Origin of the sequence: Bacillus sp. RSS_NA_20, from assembly GCF_020165915.1 — a bacterium.
Lineage (GTDB): Bacteria > Bacillota > Bacilli > Bacillales > Bacillaceae > Bacillus > Bacillus altitudinis.
This window is the reverse complement of the sequence record NZ_JAIUKW010000005.1, coordinates 527,538-540,921: the sequence shown is the minus strand read 5'-3', so window position 1 is coordinate 540,921 and position 13,384 is coordinate 527,538. Positions and strand designations below refer to the sequence as shown.

Genomic DNA, 13,384 nt, shown 5'->3' with positions numbered 1-13,384 from the left:
GAAGGATGAGCATCGGCGCGGAGCGAATTTAACATTCGTGAGCACCGAAGCGCAGGACTGACACCGAATGCGAGGGTTTGCCTACACGCTGAAGCTTTCTTCACGAAAGCCCTCATTCATCATCTATTAATACATACACAGCCCGCACCGGCCCATGAACACCAACGACTAAATTCATTTCAATATCGGCAGAATTACTTGGACCTGATATAAAATGAATGGCGCCTTTCGTCTGCTCTCCTTCTTCTACTAGGCGATGAAGAGCTGAAACAGCATGAATCATCCGCGGGACAATTGTGCTTTTTTCAATACATACGATATACATCATCGGTAAAAAATGAAGTGCTCTCCCTTGACCTTGATGGGAGGAAAGAACAACGGTTCCGGATTCTGCAAGTGTGTAATCGCTGAATACCACTGCATATTTCGCTTGTTCTGCCCGCCTTATATTTTCTTCTCTTGATGTATCTGCATTCCAGCTAGTGACTGAGATTCCTTCTTTCCGCAAGGCTTGAAACATAGGATGACATTCATATTGTGCAAAACGTCTATCGCTCGAAGTCATCACAGGACCTTCTCCATACTCTTTCATCAATAATCGTAACGTTGAGGGTGCTTCTTTTGGCGTTGTTTCTACCACTTTCGTATGAATTTGCTGACATTGCACCTTCAATTGCTCTACCAATTCTTCTTTCGACAGACCTTCATTTGTTTCCCAATTGACTCGATGCTTCCAAACCGGACGCCGAATAGATGCAGGCTTGGAGGAGCTTTTGCCTAATTGTTGCTGGATATGTGCTAAAAATGGATCCCGATGAGAAATGGTTCCTTTCATTGTCGCTCCTCCTTTTGTTTCTTTTTAAACCAATCCCGAAACCTTTCTTTGCTTGGCGCTGGGAGGTCACGAATTTCTGTCCAATTCTTTAAAGGACCCGCACCTTTTGAAATCTGTCCGTTTGAAGCCATACGTTTCAAGAGCACAGGGGCTGCTTTTGTTCCAAATCGATACATTCTAGGAGTGGATGCGCCCATTCCGAACATTTTCATTGCCATCATTTCCGCTTTAGGCGCTCTCCCCTCTTTTTCAACGATGACTTGTCGATGTTTGATTAATAATTCGTGAAGTGGAATTTTCACTGGACAAGCATCTGTACAGGCTGCGCACAAACTTGAGGCGAAAGGAAGCTCTTGGTAGTCGTCATATCCTCCAAGTAGCGGCGAAAGAACAGCACCAATCGGACCCGGGTAAATTGATCCGTACGAATGACCGCCAACATGCCGATAAACGGGGCACACATTGATACAGGCTGCACACCGAATACATTGCAAAACTGGCTGAAATTCTGTCCCTAATATGTTTGACCGTCCGTTATCCACAATGACCAAATGGAACTCTTCTGGCCCATCAACTTCTTCTTCTCCTTTTGGCCCCACGACAGAGATATAGCTTGTTAACTTTTGACCGACTGCGCTTCGGCACAATAGACCGACAAGGACATCGAGCTCCTCCATCGTTGGTACAAGCCGCTCCATCCCCATGACTGCGATATGTGTCTTTGGAATGGACGTGACAAGATCCGCATTCCCTTCATTCGTCACAAGACAAATCGATCCTGTGTCAGCCACAGCAAAGTTACAGCCCGTCACACCAATGTCTGCTTCAAGAAATTTTTCTCGTAACAAAGCTCTTACAAATTTGGTCATTTCTTCAGGAGTCTCTGACATATCATATCCAAGCTTTTCGTGAAAAACTTCCCGTATTTGTTCTTTCGTCATATGAAGGGCTGGTGCCACGATATGTGAAGGTGGTTCATGGTCATCAACTTGAAGAATATATTCTCCAAGATCGCTTTCAACTACCTCGCAGCCAATCTCTTCTAGCGCTTGATTCATTTCAATTTCTTCTGTGACCATTGATTTTGATTTCACGATCTTTTTTGCTGCTTTTTTTTGTGCGACATCTTGGATGTACGCCGATGCCTCTTCCTTTGTTTTTGCAAAAAACACATGACCTCCACGTCTACTCACGCTCTCACTTAATTGATATAAGTAGTCATCAAGGTGGGCAAGTGTATGCTGCCTGATGTCCTCTCCAAGTTCACGCCACTTTTCCCAGTTTCCAAGCACTTCACTTGCAGTCATCCGTCTTTTATACAGACGCTCCTGTGCAGAGGAAACAGCTCCTCTCATCACAGCGTCTTCTAATCCTTCGCCGATCCGCTCTTTAAAAGCCTTCTCTCCAATTTTCATACTCATGTGCCGTTCCCCCTCTTAGCTTCAGCGGCTATTCAACACTTCTGCGATATGCATCACTTTAACTGGCTTATGAAGACGATTCAGCCTTCCCCCGATATTCAGCAGACATCCACAGTCAGCACCGATGATATATTCAGCGCCTGTCTCCTCTATGCTTTGTACTTTTTCATCGACCATCTGCTCAGAAATGGGTGTCATTTTGATTGAAAAAGTTCCTCCAAATCCGCAGCAATTTTCAGCGCGAGGCAATGGTTCCATCACCAAATCTTTGACATTTGACAACAGTGTGAAAGGCGCTTCCTTAATTCTAAGCAGTCTCGTCATATGGCAGGAGGTATGATAGGTGGCTTTTCCTTTCAAACTCGCTCCTACATCTGTTACATGTAATATATCAACAATAAATTCCGTTAATTCATATGTTTTCGCAGCAAGTGCCTGAGCACGGGCGAACCACGCTCGGTCTTCTTTAAAAAGGTGCGGATATTCTAAAAACATGGCCTTACAAGAACCTGATGGTGTGACGACATATTCAGCTGATTCAAAGGCTTTCATCATATTTTTGGCCGCTTTGATTGTTTCTTTTGTATAGCCGCTGTTAAAGGCGGGCTGCCCGCAGCACACTTGTTCTTCAGGGAATTCCACTTCAACACCAAGCCGCTCTAACACCTCAACAGTCGCCTTTCCTACATGTGGCTGCATCGTGTCAATGATACAGGTGACAAATAAACTGACTCTCATCGGCGAACTTCCTTTCTTTTGCTGCACCTTGATTTATGTCCGGTCATCTGATGACTGAATAATGGACCTTCATTTCATTTTAATCCCAAATTTCTGAAATTTCAACGAACGGATTTGTCTAAAATTTGGACATCATGCTTGTGAAGGTACATGAAAAAAACGCCCTTTTACAGGGCGTTTTTACATGTTTAGTTTGACATCATTTCTCGTATTCTATCTTCAATAGGTGTTAAAGAGCGGCCTAATAGTTTTTCGAAATCATGGCTTTCGACTGCTAATGCCCCATCGCGAATTCCGCTTTGCATCGCTTTGACAAATGGAACAGCTTCTTTCGGTACACCATTTGACGCTAAAAATTCTCCAAATGTATCTACATCCATGTGCTCTACTTTGATTTCTTTCCCGCTCACTTTGCTGACCATTTGTGCAAGTTCAGTGTGTGTGCGAAGCGGTCCTGACAATTCATAGATTTCCTGATCATGTGCCGGCAGTGTTAACGCATTTGCTGCTGCTTCTGCATAGTCATTTCTTGTTGCCCAGCCGACTTTACCTTCACCAATTGGGCTGATAAACGGCGCTCCGTTCACTGATGCCAGAATCGTATCTTTTTCATTTTCCACATACCAATTGTTTCTTAGAAAAACATGAGGTATGCCAGAGGCCAAAATTGCTTCTTCTGTTTTTGCATGGTCATGTGCTAGGTTAAGCTGACTTTCTCTTGCATTGACAACACTTGTATAAGCAATAAATGACACATTTGCTGCTTTCGCTGCTTGGATGGCATTGATATGCTGCTTCACGCGGTCTCCATCCCCAGACGAAATGATCAAAAGGCGATCAATCCCTTGAAACGCTGATTGAAGTGTATCCGGCTGTGTGAAGTCTCCCTTGCGCACATCCACCCCAGCTTCCTTTAGATGAACTGCTTTTTGCGGATCTCGAACACTGACCGCCAATTGTTCAGCTGGTACTTTTGCGAGCAAATGTTTGACGACGAGCGATCCAAGTTGTCCTGTTGCACCTGTCACTAATAATGTCATTGATTTGACCTCCTCATTTTTCGTTCAACGGTGATGTTTCATGTATGAAGCAGCTGGTTTCTTGCATCAGATCATTCGTTATAATCGAAATGGTTACAACGAAGGGGTAAAAAAAGCTCTATGTATGAGCTTTTTCTACTCCGCCTCGATTAATAATTGCTTAATTGTCACTTGTTTAAGGTGATGCTCAAGTGCGGACTGTGCTTCTTTAAGTTCTTGCCGCAGTCTCGTATCCATGGCTTGACCAATTGGACATGCAATGACTGGTTGATGAAAGTTAAATAACTCTTCATCTTCGCTTACATCCACAGCCCGGTACACATCTAGTAGAGTAATGTCCTCTGCCGGCCTTTTTAAAGAAGCACCGCCAACTCCTCGGCGAATCTCAATGAGATCCGCCTTTTTGAGCATAGCCATCATTTTTCTGATAATGACTGGATTTGAATTAACACTTTCTGCAATAAAATCCCCTGTGCACTCTTTTGAAACACCCGCAATAAAAGACAAGATATGAACAGCAATGGTATATCTGCTGCTAATTTGTTTCACATTCCTTCACCACCGTTGTAATCAATATAGTTACAATAAGCGGTTTTGTCAATCAATAAACGGATGTTTCTTTCTTTCCCAATCTTCAAATGTCATCATCTCATGATGTTCTCCTGCATCGATTTCAAGCGGTGCAATGCATTCAAGCAAATTGCCATCTGGGTCAAGAAAGTAAATCGCGGCATGAAATTGTGGCGGATTATCAAGTACTAAAGGCTGTTGCTCTTCCGAAAAGCCAAACATCGGATGTATGCTGATCCCTTTTTCTATCAGCCATTCTTTGATCTGCTCAATGCTGGATGTTTCTATTTGGAACGCAACATGTCGAGTGGCTGGATGATATGGAATAGTGGATATATCAGCCTTCCATAAGCCAAGCCAGCTCTTTCCTTTCTCAATCCATAGAAAAGCCACTCGTTCATTTTCATGAGCAAGTGTTAATTCCAATTTTTCATAAAAAGAAATGGATGCCTTCAAATCACTCACAGGTAAATGTGCTTCATACAAGCCTTTCATCATCATTTCAATCACTCCTTTACTATCTTCTATTGTGCAGGAATTGAAAACATTCTTCCTCAGCAAAACGATGTATTTCAACCAAGCCATTGGATTGAGATGGTTAAATGTTTGATCCATTGCATATGGGGGAAGGTGTTCAAATAAAAGAAAGGAGCGTTCAATATGCCTTGGACAATGGAAGATTATCCAGCTTCATTCCAATCACTAGACAAAGTCATTCGAAAAAAAGCACTTGAGATTGCCAACAAAATGGTGCAGGAAGGCTATGAAGAAGGTAGAGCGATTCCAATTGCGATCAATCAAGCGAAAGAGTGGAAAAAGAATGCGACGGAAAAAGAAATGGAGGACTTTCACTCTCATGGTTCTGTGACTCCTTCTAAGAAAAGCAGCTCTGCACGACCTGAGCTCACGGATCATGCGCAGCATGTCGTGAAACATGATGAAGGCTGGGCGGTTCAAACTGAAAAAGCGAAGCGTGCAAGTGAGGTAAAAGAAACGAAACAGGAAGCCATCGACCGCGCGAAAGAGATTTCATCTAAAAAAGGAACAGCAGTTGTCATCCACCGAACAGACGGGACGATTCAGGATGTGGTGAAGCCCAAATAAGACCGCCCTTTGGCGAGCGGTCTTTTCTTTATGCATTCTTTTCTTTTTTAGCGGGTGCTTTTCTTTTCTTAGGTGCTGCTTTTTTCGTTTTTGCCGGTTTTGATCGATCGATAGAAGCCTGCAAAGCGGCCATTAAATCGGTGACATTGGATGAAGCCTCTTTTTTACCTGTCGTTTCTGGCTGAACGGTATGTTCTCCAGAGATTTTGTCTCCAATTACATTCATCAGCTGCTCTCTGTATTCATCCCGATATGCGGCTGGATCGAATGTGGTGGTCAGCTGCTCAATTAAAAGGAGCGCTGTGTCTAACTCTTTCTTCACGATGTTTTCCTCTTGCGGGATATTCGGGACGTCTGATACTTGCCTAATTTCGTCAGGAAAATGAATGGTTTCCATTAATAAAATATGTTCGTAGCACCTAACAATTGCTAATTGCTCCTTTGAGCGAATCATGATCTTGGCTACACCGATTTTCCCTGATTCTTTCAACGCTTTTCTTAATAATGAATAAGCCTTTGCTCCGCCGGTATCTGGAGATAGGAAATAACTTCTTTCATAATAGATGGGGTCGATTTCTTCTATCTTCACAAAATCAATGATTTCGACGGCTTTTTCTTCATTTTCTTTTCTCAGCCTTTCGAGTTCTTCCTCATCCAATTCAATGAATTTATTTTTGGCATACTCGTACGCTTTTACAATTTGCTCTGGCGCTACCTCCTCGCCGCAGTTAGCACAAACCTTTTTGTAGTTAATCGGCGTATGGCATTCTTTATGAAGCTGTCTTAATTTAATATCTTTGTTTTCTGTAGCGGTAAACAGCTTGACTGGAATATTGACCAGTCCGAAGCTAATGCCGCCCTTCCATACTGTATGCATCGTAACGCCTCCGTTCTTTTCTTCTTACTATGTAATGTTTTCATCAGAGTTATGTATGTTTATGAAAATTTCATCCCACCATAAGAACACATGATGTAAGGAAGTGAAAACACAATGAAACCGATGCGTTTAACGTCTGCACATGATATTCCTGTTGGAGCAGACTGGCTGTATGAATTAAAATATGACGGCTTTAGGGCCATTCTTATATGGGAAAAAGACGCCATCCATTTAGAGAGCAGAGCCGGAAAGCGATTAAATGAACAATTTCCTGAAGTCATTGATCAGTGCCAGCAACTAACAAAGCAGCTTGCACCTTTTTTACCGCTGACCCTAGATGGAGAATTGGTCTTTTTACTGAGTGAACAAGAAAGCGACTTTACTAAAGTTCAGCAAAGAGGCCGCCTGAAAAACACAGAAACCATTCAACGCCAGGCTAAGCGGTTTCCATGTCATTTGATTGCATTTGATCTATTGAGATGCAAAGGGAAATCCCTCGTTGATTTACCGCTGATTGAAAGAAAAGCTGAGCTGCATGAGGTGTTCCAAGCAGCAAATCTTCCTCCCTCCGTTCAGCTGAATCACCCCTCTCTTCTTCAAATCATCCAAACCGATAGCAGCCCTGATGACATGAAAAAAATCATGCTGACCTATTTAGCGGAAGGATTAGTTGCTAAAAAGAAGATGAGTAAATGGCAGGAGCATACCCGCTCGAAAGAATGGCTCAAAATCAAAAATTGGCGGTATGTATCTGTCATCGTGACTCGTTTTGATAAAGACAATGGCTATTTTCAAGGATGTCTTTATCAAGAAACGAATCTCATAGAGGTTGTCCAATTTAAGCATGGTTTTTCTAAAGAAGAAGAACAAACTCTGCGCACCTTATTTCTAACTAAAGGTCAAATGACTGGAGCATCACATTATGAAATCCCACCATCCATTGTCGCAAAGATTGCCTGTATCTCTTTTGATGGATCAGCCTTACGAGAGCCCCGGTTTTCTTCGTTTTTATTCGATGCAGACCCAGCAACGTGTACCTTTCAACACATGCTCAAACAGCTTTATCCGCTCCCAGCTTTGATTGACGTCACCCACCCAGAGAAACCGGTTGTACCTGCCCTTCATATCACAAAGGCAGATTACTTACTTTATTTGAGGCAAGCCGCTTCCTGTTTATTACCTTTTTTACGTGAAAGACGTCTTACGTTAATACGCTTTCCTCACGGCACTGGTGGAGAATCTTTTTATCAAAAGGCAACGCCCGATTATGCGCCTGATTTTGTTGAGACAGATCAAGCGCACGATATTTCTTACACAATCTGTAATGATCCTGACACGTTGCTTTGGCTCGGTAACCAGCTGGCGATGGAATTTCATATTCCTTTTGAAACGAGAGATACAGATCGGCCTGTAGAAATTGTATTTGATTTAGATCCGCCTTCTGTTAAAGAGTTTCACCTAGCAATAGAAGCAGCCAAACGAATCAAGGCCATTTTAGATGGACTCTTTCTCACCGCATTTATTAAAACAAGTGGTGGGAAAGGGCTGCAAGTTTATATCCCATTGAAGAAAAATGCCTTCACATATGAACAAACTAGACAATTCACTGCGTTCATCTGCCAATTTTTATGCGAACAAGCACCCGAGCTGTTTACGCTAGAGCGTCTAAAGAAAAACCGCGGCAACCGTTTATATTTAGACTACCTTCAACATGATGCTGGAAAAACAATCATCGCCCCGTATTCCCCGAGAGGAAACGAGCTTGGACTTGTTGCAACACCGATTGAATGGGAAGAATTAAATAGCGAAGAATGTCATCCTTCTTTATTTACGATGCCGGCTGTTATGAAACGTCTAAAGGAAAAAGGCGATCCATTCCGTCAAATGAGGCACCATGTGAATGATGATTCTTTTCGACAAGTTTTATATCAGCTGCAGGACATATTACCAGCTCATAAAATGGACACACGCGGTCATTAAGCGTTACACTTATTCATTAGAGAGGAAGAAAGGGATGACTATTTTGACCGCACACTCAATACGAAACATTGCACTGATGTTCTTATGTCTTACCGCAGGAATAGTGGATGTTATTGGCTATTTAAGCCTTGGGCATGTGTTTACAGCAAATATGACGGGAAATATTGTACTGCTTGGCATTGCAGCAGGCAGTTCATTGCAGTTAACCGCTCTTCATTCCATCACGGCACTTAGCGGATTTGTTCTAGGTGTTTTACTAGCTGTTGTCATAGGTGGAAAACAAGAAAAAACATTTTGGCCAAAAGCCGTTACACGCATCTTTATCATAGAAGTCATCATCTTGCTTCTATTTGCTCTTATGACCATTTTCCCTTATACGCAAGGTGCTTATTTTATGCTGATTATTCTTTTAAGTATGGCGATGGGCATGCAAACGGCGGCCGCACGCAAATTAAATGTCGCTGGCATTTCTACAACAGTTTTAACGAGTACACTTGCTAACTTATTTGAAGATTTGGCGCAGCGCTTATCAAATCGGGAAAAAAGAAAAGCCCCTATTCAGCATGTGAGCTTTCTGCGAATTGGATCTATTGTCTTTTACTGCCTAGGTGCTGCTTTAGCAGCATACACAGATGCGTACGATCCGTTTATCATCATTTGGCTGCCTATTTGCATCCTAGGGGTTATTGTAATCACAGCTACATTTAAGCACTTTCACCAATTGAAATAGCCAATCTTAGATGGCTATTTCAACCACTTTGATGAAACATTAATAACTTCTTACATAAAAACCAGGAGGACGCCCCATAATGAATGTGGAGCCATATGGAGAATATCCAGAAAACGTCCCGAACCCTCCATATCCAGGGTAACCTCCTAAGCCCGAGAACACGCCAGGGCTCACATAATACCCGCCAAAGCCAATATGAGGTCCCACTGCTCCACCGCTAAAACCGCCGCCATGAAAGCCTCCATACACCCGTGGATCCATACAATCACCTGCCTTCAACTTACACTTCATCTCATCATATGCGTGACAAATGGAGCGGTGTTCCCTCTTTTGTAACAATTTCTATGTACAATAGACCAATTTCATAAAATTTGAATGAAAAGTCCTGCAAAAAATTAAATTAAGCAAAGAAAGGTGACCTTTTTAACTTGTTGCTCTGCCCTATGTTTATTTAGAATAATGGAGCAGGTAACAAATTTGCACACCCCCTTTGTTGCGAATTCTTCTTATTAAACGTTCTTGCAGCGTTTAATAAGAAGAGCCTATTTTCACCCATATAAAAAACCCTTGCTGATGATCATCAACAAGGGCGAGATATGATTGGGTGATTAACCACCAATGATTTTTTCTGCTACTTCGAAAGAACCCGCTACATTTTCAGTTAAAACAGCCGCAGCGACCGCTAAACCCACAACGAATAATACTTTTAATCCTGTTTTCATCTTATATCAACCCCATTCTTTTCATATGTAAATCCGCTTCTAAACTTTTATTCAAGTAAAAAACAGACTGCTCATAAAGTGCTTGCTTTTCACAATACTTTGCAGCAAAGTGAGAAAGCTCTTTCACTTCATGATATTCATTCTTTTCTTCTAACTTTCTTAATTTCTCATTAATTTGCTGAAATCTTTGTGGCACATTCGTTAAGTAAAGATCATGTACGATGCCTATTTTGAGCTGAAACACTTCATGAGAAGCATCTTTTATTCGTGCATATGCAGCCTCTATATACTGGCTTGCGCGCTGCTTTTCACCAATCACACAGAGTTCCCGGCTGATCAGATACGTAGAATGGAAAAAGAAATCTGAATCATAATACTCTTGATGAGACAATGCTTTTTCAAGATGGCTGATGGATTCTTTCGGTTTATTCCAAAATGAATATAAAATGGCCACATTATGATGGTGCTGAGCCAGCATAAAATCATCCTGTTCGCTCGTCAACACCTCTTCCGCCAAACGATAATTCTCAAGCGCTTCTTCGTACCTGCCAATCTCTGTAAGGTTGGCTGCAATAAGAGAATATGAAAGTGCAGTTCTTCTTTCATATTGCTTGTGACGTTTATAGACGTGTAGAGCCCTGCGAATATAACTTAATGAAAGCATAATATGACTCAGGCGATAGTAAAGCCACGCGACCTTAAAATCGAAATCAGCGCGTTCAATTTCACTCGGAATTTTATCTAAGAGCTTTTCCGCACTTTGATACATCTGTAATGCAACCTCATAATTCCCCTGATGCTGTTCATACACACCCTCATAAAAATCAAAATAATAAGCAAGGCGATTAGACAAATCATCATCTTTTTTCCCATAATGGCCTTCTATACTTTTCGTTGAAACATTGCCTTTTTGCCCTCTTAAATTGTACATCAGAATATGATGCCTTTTCTCTAGAAGAGAATAATACATGAGGATGTCAGCATCATCAATTTCCTCTACTGCCTGTTTCGCTTTAGCAAATAGCCGTTCTGCCTCATCTGCATGATCTTTTTTGATTTCCATGTTCCAGTCATTTAATAGTGATGCCAATTCCGCCACAGGAACTTTGCTCATTCTACACCCCCAATCACCTTCAGCTACACCACATGATTTCACTAAATATGGAACTTCTATTAGCAATTGCTAATTAGTCCATTTGACATCATTTTAATATGAATCACTTGAATCTTCAATAACCGATTCCTTCGTTATTGCGTTTCTTTCTCCTAGTCAATGATGCATACACTAAAAATTCCGTCTTTTTTTATCAAAAGACACAGTTGAATTGAAAAAAACCCTTATTGGGCTTTTTGGATTTATTCCATTGACTATTTTGAGTGATTGCCCTGAATCATGAGCACTGCTTTTCATTTTTCAAGTTTCTCTATATAATATGAACAAGAACTTCCGTGCCTCAGTAGCTCTAGAAGGGAAGAGCGCCGTAAAACAATTGTAGCTAGCGGGTCGCAAGGCAAGGGTTTCAGAAGCACCGAAAAGCAAATGAGCTGAGACAGGTGAAACTCCTGTCGGTGAAATTCCGTAGGGAAGCGTGTTGCCCCCTAGCCTATGCTTACGAAAGGAGTGCGGGTTCGAATCCCGTCTGAGGCTTGATGAATATGGAGGATGAAAACAATGCAGGTTTTTGAAGAATATGTAAGCAACATCGGTCATCCAGAGCTGAAACAGCGCATGCAAGACATCTTACAATGGATTTCAGACACATTCCCTCAATTAGAGCCAAGAATTGCTTGGAATCAGCCCATGTTCACAGATCATGGCACATTTATTATCGGATTTAGCGTCGCAAAACACCACATTTCTGTTGCGCCAGAAGGAAAAGGGATTGATCACTTTTCAACAGATATTGTACAAGCTGGTTATGACCATGGAAAAAAGATGTTTCGGATGAAAGAAAGCTTACCAATTGACTACCCTCTCCTAAAAAAAATCATCGAATTTAACATTGAAGACAAAGCAGATTGTTCCACATTTTGGCGAAAATAATAAACACCCCGATCTGTTTTCATAACAGATTGGGGTGTTTTTTCGTGGACTTACATTTTATTTGGTTCTCTCTCCTGTCCATTTCTGCTCCACCCATTCATAGCACGACAGAAGTACATTAACGCCCTTTTGGAATAGCGGCAAATAAACAACCGTTACTGCCGTTAAACAAGCGATCACAGCACCTGCCAACACATCAAATGGATAATGAACACCTACCCAAATCCTTGAAAATCCTACAGCGCAGGCAATGAAAAGCCAGTAAATACGACGCTTGTGGAAAAGCCAAAAGACTATACAAATGGAAAAAATAAAAATGGTGTGATCACTCGGAAAAGAGTTGTTCACTTCCTTTTCGATTAAAAGATTAACATGATTCAATTCTGCAAAGGGCTGCTGATTGGAATAAAAGAGCCCAGCGACTTTCCCTAGCATCTCTGCCAAAATAAAGGTCAACCCAGCAGATATCATCATCCATCTGTTTCTTCTGCTCCGATTTTGAAACCACATGATCAAAAACATGATCGCAATGAACATCACTGAATATTCAGCCAATCCAATAAGAACTGGATTTAAGACATCGTGATTCATACTAAGTTGATTAATCGACCGAAATACCCGTTCATTAAACTCCTGCATCTCATTTCATTCCTTTTGCTTCGTTTAGGAAAAGGATAAATGAAAAAAGAAGACCGTGACATCGATCGAGCGAACAAAATAAAGGGATCATCTCACATTTTTGTCACTTCGTTGTCATTCGGATACCAAGAAACAAAGCACTATTTAGAATGATACTGCTCCCATTCTTTTTTCAGCAAAGCATATTGATAGGTGTTTTCATATTTAGGGGTGCCATCCTCATTTGTAGTAAATGAAACAAACTCAAGAAAGAAGCCTTCTTTCCTCATACCTAAACGCTCACATAATGTTTGAGATCGATCATTGTCATCCTCTACATATGCATATAAACGCCTTGCTCCTTGATTGACAAATAGATATGACAAGAGCGCTTCAGCACTTTCACGGGCATATCCCTTTCCTTCATATGACGCATGAAAATTCCAGCCAATCGAATACGTGTCCGGCTCATCTTTTAAATGAAACAGTTCACCGATAATCAACTGACTTTCTTTTAAACAAACCGCCATATAAGAGTGATCTGCTTTTCTTTTTTGCACCTTAGCGACCGCTTCTTCTAATGTAAAAATTTGATCATCCAGAAAACAATTCACTCTTGGTTGAGACAAGTATGCAAGCATTCCGGGTGCATCTTCATCACGAAATGGTCTAAGAATTAAACGATTTGTTTCTATTTTATCCATA

15 protein-coding genes are annotated in these 13,384 nt (G+C 41.5%); 4 read left to right on the top strand and 11 right to left on the bottom strand.

Annotated elements, in window-relative coordinates:
• Nucleotides 1–112 precede the first annotated feature (112 nt).
• The 6 genes from LCD32_RS08280 to LCD32_RS08255 form a co-directional block, all read right to left on the bottom strand.
• Nucleotides 113–835, bottom strand: a complete 723-nt coding sequence (locus LCD32_RS08280) for a lactate utilization protein C (RefSeq protein WP_008343937.1) — start codon at nucleotides 833–835, stop codon at nucleotides 113–115.
• A complete protein-coding gene (locus tag LCD32_RS08275) occupies nucleotides 832–2,256 on the bottom strand; it encodes a LutB/LldF family L-lactate oxidation iron-sulfur protein (RefSeq protein ID WP_046526646.1) in 1,425 nt (474 codons plus the stop codon). The genes LCD32_RS08280 and LCD32_RS08275 overlap by 4 nt, the downstream gene beginning before the upstream one ends.
• Nucleotides 2,257–2,277: 21 nt before the next feature.
• Nucleotides 2,278–2,994, bottom strand: coding sequence for a (Fe-S)-binding protein (locus LCD32_RS08270; protein WP_035700904.1), 717 nt, complete (start codon nucleotides 2,992–2,994; stop codon nucleotides 2,278–2,280).
• A gap of 188 nt (nucleotides 2,995–3,182) precedes the next feature.
• On the bottom strand, nucleotides 3,183–4,034 hold the full coding sequence (locus LCD32_RS08265; RefSeq protein ID WP_008343941.1) for an SDR family oxidoreductase: 852 nt from the start codon (nucleotides 4,032–4,034) through the stop codon (nucleotides 3,183–3,185).
• A 135-nt stretch (nucleotides 4,035–4,169) separates the two neighbouring features.
• Nucleotides 4,170–4,583, bottom strand: coding sequence for an Rrf2 family transcriptional regulator (locus tag LCD32_RS08260; RefSeq protein ID WP_035700902.1), 414 nt, complete (start codon nucleotides 4,581–4,583; stop codon nucleotides 4,170–4,172).
• A gap of 48 nt (nucleotides 4,584–4,631) precedes the next feature.
• Nucleotides 4,632–5,105, bottom strand: coding sequence for a VOC family protein (locus LCD32_RS08255; protein ID WP_051626170.1), 474 nt, complete (start codon nucleotides 5,103–5,105; stop codon nucleotides 4,632–4,634).
• Nucleotides 5,106–5,264: 159 nt separating this feature from the next.
• On the opposite strand from LCD32_RS08255, the gene LCD32_RS08250 reads away from it, so the two are divergent.
• Complete coding sequence (locus LCD32_RS08250; protein ID WP_113747394.1) at nucleotides 5,265–5,708, top strand: DUF2188 domain-containing protein; 444 nt, start codon at nucleotides 5,265–5,267, stop codon at nucleotides 5,706–5,708.
• A 28-nt stretch (nucleotides 5,709–5,736) separates the two neighbouring features.
• Here the strand turns inward: LCD32_RS08250 and LCD32_RS08245 are convergent, their stop codons facing one another.
• Nucleotides 5,737–6,585, bottom strand: a complete 849-nt coding sequence (locus LCD32_RS08245; RefSeq protein WP_113747393.1) for a Ku protein — start codon at nucleotides 6,583–6,585, stop codon at nucleotides 5,737–5,739.
• Between the two features lie 114 nt (nucleotides 6,586–6,699).
• Here LCD32_RS08245 and LCD32_RS08240 point away from each other — a divergent pair, with 114 nt between their 5' ends.
• Together LCD32_RS08240 and LCD32_RS08235 are read left to right on the top strand one after the other, a co-directional pair.
• The gene (locus tag LCD32_RS08240; RefSeq protein WP_224563476.1) at nucleotides 6,700–8,565 is read left to right on the top strand and encodes a DNA ligase D; all 1,866 of its coding nucleotides are present in this window, start codon (nucleotides 6,700–6,702) and stop codon (nucleotides 8,563–8,565) included.
• 34 nt (nucleotides 8,566–8,599) lie between these two features.
• Nucleotides 8,600–9,295 (top strand): YoaK family protein, encoded by a 696-nt coding sequence (locus tag LCD32_RS08235; protein ID WP_035700895.1) that lies wholly within the window; start codon nucleotides 8,600–8,602, stop codon nucleotides 9,293–9,295.
• 39 nt (nucleotides 9,296–9,334) lie between these two features.
• On the opposite strand, the gene LCD32_RS08230 is transcribed toward LCD32_RS08235, so the two are convergent.
• The gene (locus LCD32_RS08230) at nucleotides 9,335–9,556 is read right to left on the bottom strand and encodes a hypothetical protein (protein WP_008343948.1); all 222 of its coding nucleotides are present in this window, start codon (nucleotides 9,554–9,556) and stop codon (nucleotides 9,335–9,337) included.
• A 462-nt stretch (nucleotides 9,557–10,018) separates the two neighbouring features.
• Complete coding sequence (locus LCD32_RS08225; RefSeq protein ID WP_008343950.1) at nucleotides 10,019–11,131, bottom strand: tetratricopeptide repeat protein; 1,113 nt, start codon at nucleotides 11,129–11,131, stop codon at nucleotides 10,019–10,021.
• Nucleotides 11,132–11,689: 558 nt separating this feature from the next.
• Here LCD32_RS08225 and LCD32_RS08220 point away from each other — a divergent pair.
• Nucleotides 11,690–12,061 (top strand): iron chaperone, encoded by a 372-nt coding sequence (locus LCD32_RS08220; RefSeq protein ID WP_060781071.1) that lies wholly within the window; start codon nucleotides 11,690–11,692, stop codon nucleotides 12,059–12,061.
• Nucleotides 12,062–12,118: 57 nt separating this feature from the next.
• On the opposite strand, the gene LCD32_RS08215 is transcribed toward LCD32_RS08220, so the two are convergent.
• Both LCD32_RS08215 and LCD32_RS08210 read right to left on the bottom strand, forming a co-directional pair.
• The gene (locus LCD32_RS08215) at nucleotides 12,119–12,700 is read right to left on the bottom strand and encodes an undecaprenyl-diphosphatase (protein ID WP_065460412.1); all 582 of its coding nucleotides are present in this window, start codon (nucleotides 12,698–12,700) and stop codon (nucleotides 12,119–12,121) included.
• Nucleotides 12,701–12,840: 140 nt separating this feature from the next.
• Nucleotides 12,841–13,383 carry a GNAT family N-acetyltransferase gene (locus LCD32_RS08210; protein ID WP_065460410.1) on the bottom strand — a complete coding sequence of 181 codons (543 nt, stop codon included), beginning with the start codon at nucleotides 13,381–13,383 and terminating at the stop codon, nucleotides 12,841–12,843.
• Nucleotide 13,384: the final 1 nt, after the last annotated feature.

What these genes read in the sequence shown, in the direction of transcription:
- LCD32_RS08245 (WP_113747393.1), bottom strand. Translation starts at nt 6,585, where the DNA reads ATGCATACAGTATGGAAGGGCGGCATTAGCTTCGGACTGGTCAATATT.
- LCD32_RS08240 (WP_224563476.1), top strand. Translation starts at nt 6,700, where the DNA reads ATGAAACCGATGCGTTTAACGTCTGCACATGATATTCCTGTTGGAGCA.
- LCD32_RS08210 (WP_065460410.1), bottom strand. Translation starts at nt 13,383, where the DNA reads ATGGATAAAATAGAAACAAATCGTTTAATTCTTAGACCATTTCGTGAT.
- LCD32_RS08255 (WP_051626170.1), bottom strand. Translation starts at nt 5,105, where the DNA reads ATGATGATGAAAGGCTTGTATGAAGCACATTTACCTGTGAGTGATTTG.
- LCD32_RS08220 (WP_060781071.1), top strand. Translation starts at nt 11,690, where the DNA reads ATGCAGGTTTTTGAAGAATATGTAAGCAACATCGGTCATCCAGAGCTG.
- LCD32_RS08280 (WP_008343937.1), bottom strand. Translation starts at nt 835, where the DNA reads ATGAAAGGAACCATTTCTCATCGGGATCCATTTTTAGCACATATCCAG.
- LCD32_RS08250 (WP_113747394.1), top strand. Translation starts at nt 5,265, where the DNA reads ATGCCTTGGACAATGGAAGATTATCCAGCTTCATTCCAATCACTAGAC.
- LCD32_RS08230 (WP_008343948.1), bottom strand. Translation starts at nt 9,556, where the DNA reads ATGGATCCACGGGTGTATGGAGGCTTTCATGGCGGCGGTTTTAGCGGT.
- LCD32_RS08265 (WP_008343941.1), bottom strand. Translation starts at nt 4,034, where the DNA reads ATGACATTATTAGTGACAGGTGCAACAGGACAACTTGGATCGCTCGTC.
- LCD32_RS08235 (WP_035700895.1), top strand. Translation starts at nt 8,600, where the DNA reads ATGACTATTTTGACCGCACACTCAATACGAAACATTGCACTGATGTTC.
- LCD32_RS08225 (WP_008343950.1), bottom strand. Translation starts at nt 11,131, where the DNA reads ATGAGCAAAGTTCCTGTGGCGGAATTGGCATCACTATTAAATGACTGG.
- LCD32_RS08215 (WP_065460412.1), bottom strand. Translation starts at nt 12,700, where the DNA reads ATGCAGGAGTTTAATGAACGGGTATTTCGGTCGATTAATCAACTTAGT.
- LCD32_RS08275 (WP_046526646.1), bottom strand. Translation starts at nt 2,256, where the DNA reads ATGAGTATGAAAATTGGAGAGAAGGCTTTTAAAGAGCGGATCGGCGAA.
- LCD32_RS08270 (WP_035700904.1), bottom strand. Translation starts at nt 2,994, where the DNA reads ATGAGAGTCAGTTTATTTGTCACCTGTATCATTGACACGATGCAGCCA.